At 66.4% G+C, this 15,136-nt stretch carries 13 protein-coding genes; 8 read left to right on the top strand and 5 right to left on the bottom strand.

Features of this window, described 5'->3' with window-relative positions; genetic code table 11:
• Positions 1–15: 15 nt before the first annotated feature.
• From AC6I9R_RS06090 to AC6I9R_RS06070, 5 genes are all read left to right on the top strand, one after another.
• Complete coding sequence (locus AC6I9R_RS06090; RefSeq protein ID WP_461427938.1) at positions 16–585, top strand: hypothetical protein; 570 nt, start codon at positions 16–18, stop codon at positions 583–585.
• A 199-nt stretch (positions 586–784) separates the two neighbouring features.
• A complete protein-coding gene (locus AC6I9R_RS06085; protein ID WP_461427937.1) occupies positions 785–1,141 on the top strand; it encodes a YigZ family protein in 357 nt (118 codons plus the stop codon).
• Positions 1,142–1,319: 178 nt separating this feature from the next.
• The gene (locus AC6I9R_RS06080; protein ID WP_461427936.1) at positions 1,320–1,589 is read left to right on the top strand and encodes an HlyU family transcriptional regulator; all 270 of its coding nucleotides are present in this window, start codon (positions 1,320–1,322) and stop codon (positions 1,587–1,589) included.
• Positions 1,586–2,038, top strand: coding sequence for a thiol-disulfide oxidoreductase DCC family protein (locus AC6I9R_RS06075; RefSeq protein ID WP_461427935.1), 453 nt, complete (start codon positions 1,586–1,588; stop codon positions 2,036–2,038). Before AC6I9R_RS06080 ends, AC6I9R_RS06075 begins: the two co-directional genes overlap by 4 nt.
• The gene (locus AC6I9R_RS06070; RefSeq protein ID WP_461427934.1) at positions 2,038–2,559 is read left to right on the top strand and encodes a DUF4166 domain-containing protein; all 522 of its coding nucleotides are present in this window, start codon (positions 2,038–2,040) and stop codon (positions 2,557–2,559) included. Before AC6I9R_RS06075 ends, AC6I9R_RS06070 begins: the two co-directional genes overlap by 1 nt.
• Here the strand turns inward: AC6I9R_RS06070 and meaB are convergent.
• Entirely contained in the window at positions 2,556–3,527 is a 972-nt protein-coding gene (meaB, locus tag AC6I9R_RS06065) for a methylmalonyl Co-A mutase-associated GTPase MeaB (RefSeq protein WP_461427933.1), read from the bottom strand. The two genes, AC6I9R_RS06070 and meaB, sit on opposite strands and share 4 nt — an antisense overlap.
• Before the next feature lie 92 nt (positions 3,528–3,619).
• Between meaB and hrpB the strand changes: the two genes are divergently transcribed.
• Positions 3,620–6,016, top strand: a complete 2,397-nt coding sequence (gene hrpB, locus AC6I9R_RS06060; protein ID WP_461427932.1) for an ATP-dependent helicase HrpB — start codon at positions 3,620–3,622, stop codon at positions 6,014–6,016.
• A 123-nt stretch (positions 6,017–6,139) separates the two neighbouring features.
• Here the strand turns inward: hrpB and AC6I9R_RS06055 are convergent, their stop codons facing one another.
• The 4 genes from AC6I9R_RS06055 to truA form a co-directional block, all read right to left on the bottom strand.
• The gene (locus AC6I9R_RS06055; RefSeq protein WP_461427931.1) at positions 6,140–7,210 is read right to left on the bottom strand and encodes a T6SS phospholipase effector Tle1-like catalytic domain-containing protein; all 1,071 of its coding nucleotides are present in this window, start codon (positions 7,208–7,210) and stop codon (positions 6,140–6,142) included.
• Complete coding sequence (locus AC6I9R_RS06050) at positions 7,197–9,503, bottom strand: xanthine dehydrogenase family protein molybdopterin-binding subunit (protein WP_461427930.1); 2,307 nt, start codon at positions 9,501–9,503, stop codon at positions 7,197–7,199. The genes AC6I9R_RS06055 and AC6I9R_RS06050 overlap by 14 nt, the downstream gene beginning before the upstream one ends.
• 78 nt (positions 9,504–9,581) lie before the next feature.
• Positions 9,582–11,717 (bottom strand): selenide, water dikinase SelD, encoded by a 2,136-nt coding sequence (gene selD / locus AC6I9R_RS06045; protein WP_461427929.1) that lies wholly within the window; start codon positions 11,715–11,717, stop codon positions 9,582–9,584.
• On the bottom strand, positions 11,714–12,499 hold the full coding sequence (truA, locus tag AC6I9R_RS06040; RefSeq protein ID WP_461427928.1) for a tRNA pseudouridine(38-40) synthase TruA: 786 nt from the start codon (positions 12,497–12,499) through the stop codon (positions 11,714–11,716). Before truA ends, selD begins: the two co-directional genes overlap by 4 nt.
• 115 nt (positions 12,500–12,614) lie before the next feature.
• On the opposite strand from truA, the gene AC6I9R_RS06035 reads away from it, so the two are divergent.
• Together AC6I9R_RS06035 and AC6I9R_RS06030 are read left to right on the top strand one after the other, a co-directional pair.
• Positions 12,615–14,027 carry a YcjX family GTP-binding protein gene (locus AC6I9R_RS06035; protein WP_461428179.1) on the top strand — a complete coding sequence of 471 codons (1,413 nt, stop codon included), beginning with the start codon at positions 12,615–12,617 and terminating at the stop codon, positions 14,025–14,027.
• A gap of 93 nt (positions 14,028–14,120) precedes the next feature.
• Positions 14,121–15,125, top strand: a complete 1,005-nt coding sequence (locus tag AC6I9R_RS06030; RefSeq protein WP_461427927.1) for a YcjF family protein — start codon at positions 14,121–14,123, stop codon at positions 15,123–15,125.
• The last annotated feature ends 11 nt before the right edge of the window (positions 15,126–15,136 follow it).

The raw sequence follows: 15,136 nt of genomic DNA, 5'->3' as shown, positions 1-15,136 counted from the left end.
CGGGTCATTGGGTGAATGAAACCCGAAACGAGGGAACTGCTGCTGGCTTCAGCCAATGAGCACTTTGCACACGGACGCGATCATGAGCATTTGCGGGGCCAAATCACCGCGATCATCTCTGGCGCAGCGGGGGTTCTACTCGGTTTGGCTCTGGACGAGGGGAATCGGACAGATCTTTTTTTGCCAACCTGTGCTGATCGAGATCCTGACTTTTCCATCGTCTACGTCTCGGCAATAGCGCTCTGCCTACTGAACGTCCGGCTGATCGCTCTTCATAATAGGCTCTTTGACGCCCACACAAGAACCGCCAACTTCATTATGCGGCGCTTGGAAAATTCGAAGGAAACGTCTCTTGCCGAGATTAGAAGTTACTTTGGGAAGCTAAAGCAATCAGGTGCCGAAGATCGGTATTGGGGGACATTGCCGAGGCCTGGATTTCGCTTTGGACTATCGAAGACGTGGTTTCTTGTTCCGGCCTTCATTCTTCTGATTTCTATCGAGGCCAGCGTTGCGCCGATATGCCACTCGATTAACTCCATCCGGTGGCACAATCCCGAAAACGTTGCTAGTGAGAACGCGGGTTAACAGCGGCGAAGCCGCCCCGCCATCGTCGGGCCTCCCCACGGCCCGGCGATTTGGCTGCCGCTTGGTGCGCCGCTCGTTTTGTACGAAGACTTGGCCACCATAAAGTGCCCTAGAACCAACGTTGGATCGCCAGCCCGAGGCCTGACGCTGTCGCGGCTCAGCGCTTGGCGGCCAGCCTTCCGCCGCGTAGACACGTAAAATGCTCATCACACACGACAACATCCTCACCGACCGAGGCTCCAAATACGCCGTCTCCGGCGGCCCTGCGACGTCGAAGGCCGAGGCCCTCACCCTCCTCAAAGCCCTCAAACGCCAGAAGAAATTCGCGAAAGCCACCCACAACACATGGGCGCTGCTCACCGCCGATGGCCCGGTCAAGAACGATGATGGAGAGGCCGGCGCCGGAATGGTGATCGTCCGCATGCTGGAGCGCGCCAATCTGCAAGATCACGTCATCATCGTGACCCGTTGGTTTGGCGGCACGCACCTGGGCGGCGATCGCTTCCGCCGGGTGCAGGATTGCGTCGCCCATTACCTCGACCGGATGGATGCCTAGCGTCGGCGCAGCGCCGTGGGTATGGGCAAACTGCTTACCCAAAAGTTAACGTAAACAGCGATATGTATTTAAAACAATAGCTTACGCCCTTGCTCAAGCTTGAGCACACGCCCTCACCTTCCCCTCATCGCCAAACCGCTCTATCTTCCCTCCCGACCTATTTGACCGGAGGCGTCCCATGTCCATCCTCTCCAAGCTTTTCGGCGGCAAACCCAAGCCCCAGGCCGAGCCTGTTCTCCACAAGGACTACCGCATTTTCCCCGAGCCTGCTCAGGCCCAGGGCGGCTTCCAGGTCCAGGCCAGGATCGAGAAGGACGTGGATGGAGAGACCAAGATCCACCAGATGATCCGCGCCGACAAATGCCAGTCCATGGACGAGGCGACGGAGACGTCGCTGTTCAAAGCCAAGATGCTGATCGACCAGCAGGGCGACAGTATCTTTCGGTGAAGACCACCGCCGATCTGCCCGCTGATGTGCGAGACACCCTGCAAGGCCGCGACCTGATCGTCTTTGACGGCGAATGCGTGCTCTGCTCGGGCTTCTTCCGTTTCATCGTCCGCGCCGACAAGACTCAGCGGTTCCACTTCGCCCACGCCCAATCGGACCTTGGCGCGCGGATTTACGCGGCCCTCGGCATGCCAACGGATGACTTTGACACCAATCTGGTTATCGTGGACAGCATGATTTACGAACGCCTTGATGCATTCGCCGCCGCGATGACCGCCGTGGGCTGGCCCTACAAGGCCCTGGCCGTCACCCGATTCATCCCCGAGCCGTTGCGCAGTTTCCTTTACTACCGCATCGCCAAGAACCGCTACGCCGTCTTCGGCCGTTACGACACCTGCATGATGCCGGACGCGGGCCTGCGGGCGCGGTTCCTCGACGGGGTGGCCTGATGCTGTACCCGCGCGCGATGGGCAATGCGTTCTTCGATCTGCCCGAGCCTTTGCAGACCTTCCATGCCGTCGAGAATACGGTGTTTTACAAGGGCCACGTGACGGTTACCCACGGCAACGCGCTTACGCGGATGATCGCAAAGTCGGGCGGTATGCCTGGAAAATCCGGCGAGATGCCGTTCAGTTTCCGCGCGACCCGCGATGGCACATCCGAGATCTGGGAGCGGAACTTTGACGGCCACATGACCCGGTCCCTGCAACGGCTCCACAGCGACGGGGTGATCGCCGAGACGGTCGGCACCAGCGAATTCCTGATGCAGCCGAGGGCCAGTGGGCCGACCCTCCACATTCCCATCACCGGCCTGCGCGCATTCGGCCTGCCGATGCCGTCCTGGGTCCTGACGAGCTGCGAGGGGGTCGAGGGTGTCACCGAGGACGGCAAGATCACCTTCGACGTCCACGCGGCGGTCCGGGGCCTCGGCCTGATCATCCGCTACCAGGGGGAGCTGGCACCGGCCTAGGCCAGACGCTCCAGGATCAACCGCGCCGCGGCCGTCGGCGTTGCCTCGCCCTTGGCCACGTCACGGGCCAAGTCGGCCATGGCGGACTTCACGCCTTCATCCTCGCGCAAGCGCGCCAAGAGGCCCTCGCGCACTTCATATTCGAACCAATGGGCGGCCTGCCCCGCGCGCGTTCTGTCCCAATGGCCGGTGTCGCGCCGCCAGGCGGCGAGGGCCTGCATCTCGTCCCAGGCCTGCGCCAACCCCGTGCCCTCAACCGCTGAGACTGCGAGCGCTTTCGGAAAATCCTCCGGGTCCTGGGGCCGCTTGCGCAGCAGGCGCAAGGCGCCTGCGTAATCAGCGACGGTTCGGGTGGCCGTGGCCTTCAGGTCGCCGTCGGCCTTGTTGATCAGGATCAGGTCGGCCATCTCCATGATGCCGCGTTTGACGCCCTGCAACTCGTCCCCGCCTGCCGGGGCCAGGAGCAAAACGAAAAGGTCGCACATCTGGGCGACCATCGTTTCCGACTGGCCGACGCCCACGGTCTCGATCAACACAACGTCATAACTAGCGGCCTCGCAAAGCGCGATGGCCTCGCGGGTGCGGCGGGCGACGCCGCCCAATGCCGCCGATGACGGCGACGGGCGGATGAACGCGCCGGGCTCGCGAGAAAGCAGGTCCATCCGCGTCTTATCGCCCAGGATCGAGCCGCCCGAGCGTGCCGAGCTGGGATCTACCGCCAGCACCGCCACCCGAAGGCCCGCCTTGACCAGCGCCATGCCGAACGCCTCGATGAACGTCGATTTCCCGACACCAGGCGTGCCCGACAGGCCGATGCGCAAGGCTTGCCGGTTCAAGCCCCGCAGGCGCTCCAACAACTCCGCCGCCTGGGCCTGATGATCGGCCCGCGTGCTTTCCACCAACGTCACGGCGCGGGCCAGGGCCCGCCGTTCGCCGTTTGCTATCCGCTCTGCCAGATCGTCGGTCATGGCTGCTCCTTTTCCGTGCCCCCACATGACCCACCGATGGGCCCCCTGTCCAGCCGTTGACGCTGCCCCGCCCGGCCCCTATCGCAACACGCATGCAGCTGCCCATCGACACCATCCTGCCCGAGTTGCTCACCGCCCTGCGCGCGGCGGGCCGGGCCGTGTTGCAAGCGCGGCCTGGGGCCGGCAAGACCACGCGGGTACCCCTGGCCCTGTTGCCTGAGGTCAAGGGCAGGATCCTGATGCTGGAGCCCCGCCGCCTTGCCGCCCGAGCAGCGGCAGAGCGCATGGCGCAAACGTTGGACGAGGATGTGGGGGCGACCGTCGGCTACCGCGTGCGCGGCGACAGTGCCGTCGGGCCCGATACGCGGATCGAGGTCGTGACCGAGGGTATTCTGACGCGGATGCTGCAGGATGACCCGGAACTGCCCGGCGTCGGCGCGGTGATCTTTGACGAATTCCACGAACGCTCGTTGAATGCGGATCTTGGCCTGGCCCTCACCTGGGAAGTGCGTGGCGCCTTGCGCGATGACCTTTGGCTGGTCGTCATGTCCGCCACCTTGGACGCCGCGCCCGTTGCGGCGTTGCTGGACGATGCGCCGCTGGTCTCTTCCGAGGGGCGGGCCTTCCCGGTGGAGACGCGCTGGCTTTCCAAACCACCCCATCGCGATGTGCGGTTCGAAACAGCCGTGGCGGATCTGGTGGTGCAAGCCATGGAGGAGGTTTCAGGCGGATGCCTCGTATTCCTGCCCGGAGAGGGTGAGATCCGCCGGGTCGAGCGTGCGCTACAGGGCAGGTTGCCCGAGGACACAACCGTGCGGCCCCTCTTTGGTGCCATGAAGCTGGCCGATCAACGCGCGGCGATCCGGCCCGAGGTGCAGGGTCGCAAGCTGGTGCTGGCGACATCGATCGCAGAGACCTCCCTGACCATCGAAGACATCCGCGTGGTCGTGGACGCCGGACGCGCGCGGCGGGCGCGGTTTGATCCCGGCTCGGGCATGACGCGGTTGGTCACAGAGCCGGTCAGCCGGGCCGAGGCTGCGCAACGCCAGGGCCGCGCGGGACGGGTGGCGGAGGGCGTGTGTTATCGGATGTGGACCAAGGGCGCAGAGGGGGCCCTGCCGGCCTTCCCGCCCGCCGAGATCGAAGCGGCAGATCTGACGTCGTTGGCCTTGGAGCTGGCCCTATGGGGCAGCGCGGAGGGGCTGGCTTTCCTGACACCTCCGCCGGAAGGCGCGATGGCAGAGGCGCGCACGTTGTTGCAGGATTTGGGCGCGCTGGAGGGCGGCACGATCACGGCCCACGGCCGCCGCTTGGCGCGCCTGCCGCTGCACCCGAGACTGGCGCATATGGTGACCCGGGGCGGGCCCGGCTCGGCCCGGCTGGCGGCGCTGATGGCCGAGCGTGATCCGCTCCGGGGTCAAGGCGTGGATCTGGGCCTGCGGTTGCGGGCGCTGGAGACGGGCGAGGGTGACAAAGGCGTGTTGGCCCGGGTGCGGCAGGACGCGAAACGCTTGAAGCGGTTCGAGGGCGGCGAACGGCAAAGCATCGGCGCCCAGGCCGCTTTGGCCTACCCCGACCGCATCGGCCTGCGCCGCCCGGGCGATCAGCCGCGTTACGTTCTGTCGGGCGGTAAGGGCGCGGTTTTGCCCGATGGCGATGGTCTCAGCGGGGCGCGGTTGATCGTGGCGACGGATCTGGACGGCAACCCGCGCGAAGCCCGCGTGCGCCTGGGCGTTGAAGTGTCCGAGGCGGAGATCCGGCGGCTCTACGGCGATCAGATCACCTGGCAGAACCTGTGTCATTGGTCCAAGCGCCACCGCAGGGTGGAGGCGCGCCAACAGGAACGCTTTGGCGCGCTGATCCTGGCGGATCGCGCCTGGCGCGAGGCTGCGCCAGAAGCCATGACCGACGCCGTGCTGGAGGGCATCCGCGATCTGGGGATCAACACGCTCGGCTGGTCCAAACGCGCCCGGCTGTTGCGGGCGCGGGTGGCGTTTTCCGGGGTGGCGGATGTCTCTGACGCATCCCTCCTCAGCGCGCTGCCCGCATGGGCAGCCCCCTTCCTCGCAGGGGTGCGCAGTGCAGACGACCTGGCACGCTTCGATCCGGCCCCGGCGCTGGAGGCCTGGCTGGGGTGGGACGCGCTGCAAGACGTCGCCCGTCTGGCGCCCGAAACCTGGACCACACCGATGAACCGCCGGATCGCCATTGACTATTCCGGCGACGTGCCCGAGGTCGCCCTGCGCCTGCAAGAGGTGTTCGGGGTCACGGTGCACCCGGTCATTGGACCGGAACGGCTGCCCCTGAAAGTGACGCTTCTGTCACCGGCGCAGCGTCCGGTGCAGGTCACAACGGACTTGCCGGGTTTTTGGGACGGCTCCTACGCCGATGTCCGCAAGGACATGCGCGCCCGTTACCCCCGCCACCCTTGGCCCGAGGACCCACGCGCCGCCGACCCGACCCTGCGCGTCAAACCACGCGGCACGTAGGGCCGCCCCCGCGCCGAAGGCGGCACCGCACGCGAGGCGAAGCCGAGCGTGCGCCCGGGCGATTTGCGAAGCAAAGCGCAAAGCCTAAAGTGGCTCCAATTTAGAAAGCAAAGCGCAAGCCCGTCAGCCCAACGCGGTCTCATAACCCGCGAGGGCCACGCCCCGCGCTTTGGCCCATTCCTCGGCGCTGGGATGCAAGACCTCCGAGGCGTCCTTGCCCACGACCCGCCGACGCCTCTCCCAGAACAACTTCCCGAAGCCTTTGAAATTTCCCACCGACGGCGCCTCTGCATCCGCCGGGAACCGCGCGCGCCAGTCGGGCGGCAGGCACAGCCCCGCCGCTTCGGCCTCCGCCAACATCCAGACCAAAGGCACATGGGCCCGAGGGCGCGCTTCGTGGTGGCCGTTCAACTGCCCACCGATATCGCCGTGGCTGCCCTTGAACCACATCTGCGTCACGCTCTGGCCCGGCACGGCGCGGGATGTGTCCCAAAGAACCGGCCGATAGGCCACGCGCGTCTCATCCAGCGCCAGGGCGTGGCGCGCGACCTCGATATGGGGTCCGAGCGTGTGTGTATGGTAGGGGTGGGGCAAGGGCAGGAACCGCCAGATCAACGGATAGCGCATGCCAAGCGCCCGCACGGTGTCATAGACGCCCAGAAAACTGACCGGCACATCGGCAAGGCAATGCGCGGCAGTCATCGCCTTGGCCGCCGCGCTCTCACGCGCGGTGCGGTAAAGACCGTAGAGCTCTTCTACCCGCGCCTCGCTTACCGCGTCGGGCCGCAGAAGACCCATCCGGTCAATCAACCCGCCGAGCGAGCGCACCGCGTAGGCTCCGCGCGAATAGCCCATCAGGATCACCCGATCCCCGGGCCTGTAGGCGGCCGAGAGCCAGGCATAGGCCCGGCGGATCTGACGATTGATGCCGATGCCCGCCATCACCTCATGGGCGTGGCGCAGGCCCCGCCATTGGATGCCGGGCTCGTAGTAGACATGCACATGGGCCTCGGGCGGCAGATCGCCAAGCAGCCGGTAGGTCAGGCCGATGTTGGTTTCGCACCCGGGCTTCAGGGTCGACATCGTGCCGTCCAGCAGGATCACATGGGTGCAGACGTCCTGCGGCGGTGGCGGCGGCGTTTGCGCTTGGCGGAAGCCATTCAGCCACGCCCATATGCCCCTATTCTGCGGCAACCGGCTCCGTCCCATGGGCGCCCTGCAACATGCTCCAGACCCGCGACGGCGTGAACGGCATGTCCACCTGCCGCACGCCCAGGGGCCAGAGCGCGTCCTGCACCGCGTTGGCCACCGCGCCAAGCGCGCCGACGGTGCCCGCCTCGCCACAGCCCTTCATGCCGAGGGGGTTGGCAGTGGACGGGATCACCTCGGTATGGAAACCGATCATCGGGATGTCGTCGGCGCGCGGCATGCCGTAATCCATGAAGGTCGCCGTCAGAAGCTGGCCGTCTTCGTCATAGACCGTATGCTCGGTGATCGCCTGGCCAATGCCCTGGGCCACGCCGCCGTGAACCTGGCCCTCGGCCAGCATCGGGTTCATCAGGATGCCGAAATCATCGGCCACCGTGTAGCGATCGACCTGCGTCTCGCCGGTCTCGCGGTCGATCACGACCTCTGCGATATGGCAGCCGTTGGGGTAGGAGCGTCCGGGCAGTGTCGTCGTCTCGGACGCGCGGGCCAACTCGGCCCGGCCCGCCGCCGTTGCCCGCGCCGCGGCTTCCAGCAGTGTCACCACGACGTTGGAGCCCGGCGCGCGGAACACGCCTTCTTCTACATCAAAGCTGATCTCGGTGGCGTCCATATCCTCCTCCAGGAAGCCTATGAGGCCCGAGATTAACACATCCGCCGTCGCGCGCATCGCCGTTCCCTGAGTTGTGACCGAGCGTGATCCACCGGTTCCGCCGCCATTGGCGATCCGGTCGCTGTCGCCTTGGACGACCTCGATTTGGTCAAACGGCAGGCCGGTCTGGTCGTGCAGGATCTGGCGATAGACCGTCTCGTGCCCCTGCCCGTTCGACTGCGTGCCGACGTAAAGCGTCGCTCCGCCCTCGTGCAGTTCCACTGTCGCGGTCTCCTCGGGCGAGCCGAGGATGCTTTCGATGTAGAAGGCCACCCCAAGGCCGCGCAATTTGCCCTGCGCTTCATCGGCGGCGCGGCGCGCGGCAAAGCCTGCAACATCGGCCTCTGCCTCGGCCCGCGCCATCACGCGCGCGAATTCGCCCACGTCATAAAGCTCTCCGACCGCCGAGGTGTAGGGGAAGGCCTCGGGCGGAATGAAGTTCTTCCGGCGCAGCTCCAGCGGGTCCACACCCAATTCACGCGCGGCGAAATCCATGACCCGCTCCAGCGCGTAGATCGCCTCAGGCCGCCCGGCGCCACGATAGGCATCGACCTGGGTTGTGTTGGTGAAGACGCCACGGTTGCGAAAATGTGTTGTCTGGATGTCGTAGCCCCCTGCAAGGACCTTGGAGAACAGCGCCGATTGGATGCCTTGCCCAAATTCCGAGTTATAGGCCCCCATGTTCGACAGGCTGTCGACCTTATAGGCGGTGATCTTGTGATCGGCATCGAACCCGAGCGTACAGGTCACGCTAAGGTCCCGGCCCGAGTTGTCCGACAACATCGCCTCCGTCCGCTCAGACATCCACCGCACCGGGCGGCCCAATTGCTTCGCGGTCAGGGCAACCAGAAGATACTCTGGATAGCCCATTGCTTTCATGCCGAAGCCGCCCCCGACATCGGGGTTGGTGACGCGGATTTCGCCCACATCCATCCCCAAAAGCTTGGCGATGTCCTTCTTCAGGCCCCACACCCCCTGCCCGTTGAAGGCGACATGCAAGCGGTCGCCGTCCATCTCGGCGAAGCATCCGCGCGGCTCCATCGAGTTCACGATGATGCGGTTGTCGTAACTGGTCAGCGTGATGACCCGGGCCGAGGCTGCCAGCGCCGCGTCAGCTGCCGCCTCGTCGCCCATGGCGAAGTCGTAGACGACGTTGTCGGGCGCGCTGTCGTGGATCACCGGGCCGCCAGGGGTAATGTCGAGCTTCACCGGCAAATCGTCGACGTCCAACACGATCATCTCGGCTGCGTCCTTGGCCTGTTGCAGGCTTTCGGCCACGATGAACACCACCGCGTCACCGACAAATCGCACACGACCTTCGGCCAAGATCGGGCGCGGGGCGCCGTTGCCTTTGGTGCCGTCCTGGTTGTCCGCCCGGAAAAACCGCATCGCGTTTTTCACGCCTGCCGCCGACAGATCCTCTGCTGTCAGCAGCGCGTGGACACCGGGGGCCGAGCGGGCGTCTTCCACATCCAGCTCGGTAATCGTCCCGTGGGCCATGGGCGCGCGCAGGACGTAGCCCGTCAGCGCGCCTTCAGGCGCGATGTCATCCACATATCCGCCCGCCCCGGTCAGGAAACGGGTGTCTTCAAAGCGGGTCACGGATTGGCTGGAGCCGAATTTCGACATCTGGCGCGCCTTTCATAAAAGGGGATGGCTTTGGGGAACTGTAGGCGTGGGGGCGGCGGTGTCTAGGGGCAGTGGCGCTTAGGTGAACCGCAGGCCGGGCCGGTCCGTGATCGTACCGATCCTTGTGGCCCCGGCAATGCCCTCGGCCTTGTCGGATGGCACGCAGGCCAGAAGGCCACCGGCGGTTTGCGGATCAAACATCAGGTCTACCAGCGGCGTCTCCGGGACCTCGCAACTGACCGAGGCGCGGTTCTGCGCCCAGAGGCTGGAGCGGATGCCGGTGCTGGCCAAAGCCTGTGCGCCGTGCAGCAGTGGCACGGCGTCCAGCGTGACCTCTGCCCCGACGCCGGAGGCCGCGCAAATGTTGCTCAGGTGCCCCGCAAGGCCGAAACCTGTCACATCCGTCATCGCATGGGCCAGGGGGGCAAGCGCGCGGGCGGCCTCGCCCGAGGGCGCGGTCATGGACTGCCAACAGGCAAGCACATCCTCGCCATGGGCCTTGGTCTGCATCTCTGCCGCCAGGATCACGCCGGTGCCGATCGGCTTTGTCAGGATCAGCGCGTCGCCCGGTTGGGCACCTTCCAGCGTGATCGGGTCACGGTCCAGCAAGCCGGTGACGGTAAACCCCACGGTCAGCTCGGTCCCGCCCGAGGAATGCCCGCCGACGACCGCCACACCCTCGGCCTCAAAGATGTCTCCGGCGGCCTGCATGACCTCGTCCAGCCATTTACCCTGCAACCGGGCCTCCAGCCGCGGCAGGATCACCTGGGCAAGGGCCGCTTGCGGCACCGCGCCCATCGCCCAGATGTCGCCCAACGCATGAACCGCCGCCGCCTTGGCAACCAAAGCCGGGTCGAGCGCGAAGCCGCGCAGATGATCCGTACTGATCACCTGCCGCGCGCCGCCCATGTGCAGAACGGCGGCGTCATCCCCGGCCACGGCAGTGGTGTCGTCGCGCGACGCACCGTGGGCATTCGACAGCACGCCCGAAAGCGCGCCGGAGGCAAGCTTCGCACCGCAGCCCCCGCAGGGGGCAGGGCCCGCCATCTCAGCCGCGACACCCTTGGCGGCACCGCGCGGCGCGCGGGGTAACGGCATCTCGGGCAGGTCTCGAAACTTGTCCATGAACGCCTGATCAATGCGATCTTTCAGCTGCCACATGCGCGGGCCGGAAAGGGAGAACCCGGATTTCTCCGCCACCGCCACTTGCCCGCCGAGGGACACCAGCTTCAGGAAATCCTTCTGCGGGTTGAACGCGCGGCGCTGCAGTCCCAACAGATCCGCCCGAATGTTATGGGCCAACACCGGTGCCGCGCGCACCGCGTAAACGCCCGCCTTTGGGCGCGGGTCATGGACCAGATGCGCACAATCACCCGCCGCGTAGATCGTGGGGTCGGCAGGGGAGCGGAGGGAGGCGTCGACCTCCAGAAACCCGTCCCGGCAGGGCAAGCCGCTTTCAGCGACCCAAGCCTGGGGCGTTGCCCCCGCCGCGCCAATCGTCAGGTCTGACGCGACGCGCTGCCCGTCTTTCAGAACGACCGCACCGGCCTCCACTGCCGCGATCTCTGCGTCTTCGATCAGGCGCACGCCGTGGGTGGCCAAGCCCGCCATCAACCTTTTACGGGCCGAGGGCACGACGGCGGACAGGACCTTACCCCGGTCGATCACGCTGACGCAGACATCCCGCGACAGCCCGCGCATCCGGTGCACGGCGGCCATGGCCACTTCGCACCCCGCCACCCCGCCGCCAATGACGGCGATCTTGATCGCCCCCTCTCCGGCGCAGGTCTGCGCCCAAAGGTCGGCGAACTTGCCCAGAGGTTTGGCCGCAATCCCGTGGTCCGCAAACCCTGGCAGCAAAGGCATCTCGGACGTGATCCCCACGTCGAGCGACATGATGTCGTAAGACACTGCCCGGCCCGAGGCCAAGCGTATGATCTTGCCTGCCGGATCAATCGCCACGGCACGGTCCACCAAAAGCCGCGCGCCAGCAAAACGGGCCAGACGCACGAGGTCGATGTCCAGATCTTCGCGCGCATAGTGACCCGCCAGATGGCCCGGCAACATGCCCGAATAAGGGGCCGTGGCGCCGGGGTTGATGACCGTGACGCGCACGCCGGGCACAGGCTTCATGCCCCATTGCCGCAGGACCAGCGCATGGGTGTGGCCGCCGCCCACAAACACCAATTCTTTGACGATGGGGACCTCGATCATGCGTCTCTCCAGCCGTTGGCAAACGGGTCCTCAGGGTAGCCCACGCCGGTCATGTAAAGCCCTTCCGGCGGGGCAACGGTGCCACATTCCGCGCGGTCCTGGGCCGCCAGGGCGCGGCGCATGTTGTCGGGTGTCCAACTGCCCGAGCCCACGTGTTCCAGCGAACCCACGATCGAGCGCACTTGGTTATGCAGGAACGAGCGCGCCTTGAGGTGAAAGCGGATCTCCTGCCCTGCTGGCAGAGGCACCGCCTCGACGCGGATCTCATCGAGCGTCTTCACCGGCGATTTCGCCTGACAATGGGTGGCGCGGAACGTGGTGAAATCATGTTTGCCAAGCAGGTGCCGGGCGCCTGCGGCCATGGCATCCACATCGACCTGCCCGCGCAGGGCCCAGGCGTAGCCCTTGTCGTGGACCAGCGGCGCGCGTCGGCAAATCATGCGGTAGGTATAGCTGCGCCAGATGGCCGAGAAGCGCGCGTGGAAATCCTCGGGCGTCTGCGCGCAGGCGGTGATCGCGACGGGGGCGGGCTTGAGGTGATAGTTCAACGCCTCGGCCAGGCGGAACGGCTCCCATGGTCGCTGCAACTCCGCATGGGCCACCTGCCCCAGCGCATGCACGCCCGTGTCCGTGCGCCCGGCAGCGGCGATTGTCGGCACGCCTGCCTCCAACTTTGCCAACGCGGCCTCGACCGCGCCCTGCACGGACGGCAGGTCGGTCTGGCGCTGCCAGCCTTTGAACGGGCGGCCATCGTATTCGATCTTGAAAGCGTAGCGCGGCATGTCACGGGGCTACCCCATGAAAGGTTCCCCGTCTATCCATCGGGCATGAGGTCTCGAAACCTTTGACGGAAATGCATATGTCTGGGGCCATCACAAGCGCGAGAGGATGCCCCCCTTGGTGATCGGAGCCATTGCAGACACCCTGGGCCGGGGGATCGAGACCGTGACGGACACGGTGTCGGAGACGTTTTTTGAGCCGGTGATCCGCCTGGGTGTCACCGGCCTCGCGCGGTCCGGCAAGACGGTGTTCATCACCTCGCTGGTGGCCAACCTTTTGGATCGCGGCCGAATGGCAGGGCTGGAGGCCGCATCCTCCGGCCGGATCGAGGCCGCGTATTTGCAGCCGCAGCCCGACGACACCGTGCCGCGGTTCGAGTTTGAAAGCCATCTGGCGGCAATGACGGGGCCAGAGCCCTTTTGGCCCGACAGCACTCGGTCGGTGTCCGAGTTGCGCGTGTCGTTGCGGGTGCGCCCCAAGGGCTTGCTTTCGGGCCTGTCGGGGCCGCGCACGGTGCATCTGGATATCGTCGATTACCCCGGCGAGTGGCTGCTGGATCTGGGCCTGCTGGATCAGGATTACGCGCAATGGTCGGAGGCTGCGTTGGCGCGCGCGGCGGTGCGCACTGAAGGCGCACCCTACGTGGGCCGCTTGGGATCGGTGGACGCGGAGGCCCGGCTGGATGAGGCGGTGGCGTCTGAGCTGGCACGCGATTGGACGGCCTACCTGACGGCGGCGCGCGAGGCGGGATATTCCGATTGTACTCCGGGGCGGTTCCTGCTGCCCGGCGATCTGGAGGGCTCTCCAGCGCTGACCTTTGCGCCTCTGACCCCAGGCGCGGCCCCGCGCGGCAGCCTGGCGCGAGAGTTTGCGCGGCGCTATGAGGCCTATAAATCGCAGGTCGTGAAGCCCTTTTTTCGCGCGCATTTTTCGCGGATCGACCGGCAGGTAGTCTTGGTGGATGCGCTCGGTGCGATCCACAACGGCCCCCCGGCGGTGGAAGACTTGCGCCAAGCGCTGTCGGGCATTCTTGGCACGTTTCGGCCTGGGCGGAATTCGTTCCTGACCTCGATCCTCGGCAAGCGCGTCGACAAGATCCTGTTTGCCGCGACCAAGGCGGATCATCTGCACCACGAACAACACGGGCGCTTGCAGGCGATCATGGAGGCTTTGGTGGCCGACGCGCGGGGACGCGCGGATTTCTCGGGCGCGGCGACGGGCGCCATGGCGATTGCAGCGCTGCGTGCCACGGTGGAAGAGACGCGCCGGGTGGAGGGGGCTGACCTGGGTGTCGTGCGCGGTGCGCTTCTGGAGGACGGTCGCCAGGCGGCGCTGCATCCCGGCGATCTGCCGGTCGACCCGTCCGTTCTGCTGGCCCCGGCCCGCAACGGGGCGGCGGCTTGGCTGGACGGGGAGTTTGGCGTGATGCGCTTTGCGCCCGCGCCGCTGTCGCTGCGCTCAGGCGAAGGCCCGCCGCACATTCGCCTGGACCGGGCGGCGGAGTTCCTGATCGGAGATAAACTGCGATGAATGCTGTCGTTAGAAGGGGCTCTGCGCCCGCTGCGCATCAAGATGCGCATCTCCCCCGGAGTTTTCCGGGCAAGATGAAAGGGCGGAAATCCGATGGTTGAGCGCAAGGGCCCGGTATTGATCGAGTTGGACGCGGCACCCGAGGCGGGGCCCGAGGCGGCGGCGCCGGTGCCCGATGTGGGCGCGGCCTTGGCCGATGGGCGCGCGATGCAGGTGGTGGCCACCCTGGGTGCGAAACGCCCGTCGCGCCTGGCGCGTTTCTTCTGGTCGGCGCTTCTGGGGCTGATCGGATTCGCCGCCTCGCTGGCGGCGTGGAATTTCGTGACCGGGCTCTTGGCATCCAACCCGATCCTGGGTTGGGTCGCATTCGGATTGATCGCTGCCGTGTTACTGGCGCTTTTGTTGATCGCCCTGCGCGAATTGGCGGCGTTCTCGCGCCTTGGACGGCTCGACCGGATCCACCGCGCGGCGGAGGCGGCTTTGGCGGCGGGGGACCTGAAGGGCGCGCGCGGTGTTGTGGCGCAGATCTCAGCGCTTTATGCGGGCCGCGCGGAGTTGCGATTGGGGCGAGAGACCCTGAACCGCCAGAACGACGAATTGTTCGACGCGGCCTCGCTTTTCGCACTGGCCGAGGCCGAGCTCATGGCGCCCCTGGACCAGGCCGCCAGCGCCGAGGTGGAGGCCGCCGCACGGCAGGTGGCGACCGTGACGGCGCTGGTACCCCTGGCGATGGCCGATGTGATCGTCGCGCTGACCGCCAACCTGCGAATGATCCGGCGCATCGCCGAGGTCTACGGCGGGCGCGCCGGGACCCTGGGAAGCTGGCGCCTGACGCGGGCGGTGATGACGCATCTGGTGGCCACGGGCGCCGTGGCGATTGGCGATGATCTGTTGGGCTCGGCGCTTGGCGGCTCGGTCCTGTCGAAGGTGTCGCGGCGGTTTGGAGAGGGCGTGGTGAACGGGGCTTTGACCGCGCGGGTGGGCCTTGCGGCCATGGAGGTCTGCCGCCCGCTGCCGTTTGGCGAGGGGCGACGCCCCAGCGTCACCGGCCTGATCCGCCGCGCCCTGACCGGGATCGTGAGCAAAGCCGAGGGCTGACACCGCCGCCT

The sequence above is a fragment of the Gymnodinialimonas sp. genome, assembly GCF_059726805.1.
The sequence above is the reverse complement of the archived record's forward strand: the minus strand, read 5'-3'. Positions and strand labels throughout refer to the sequence as shown.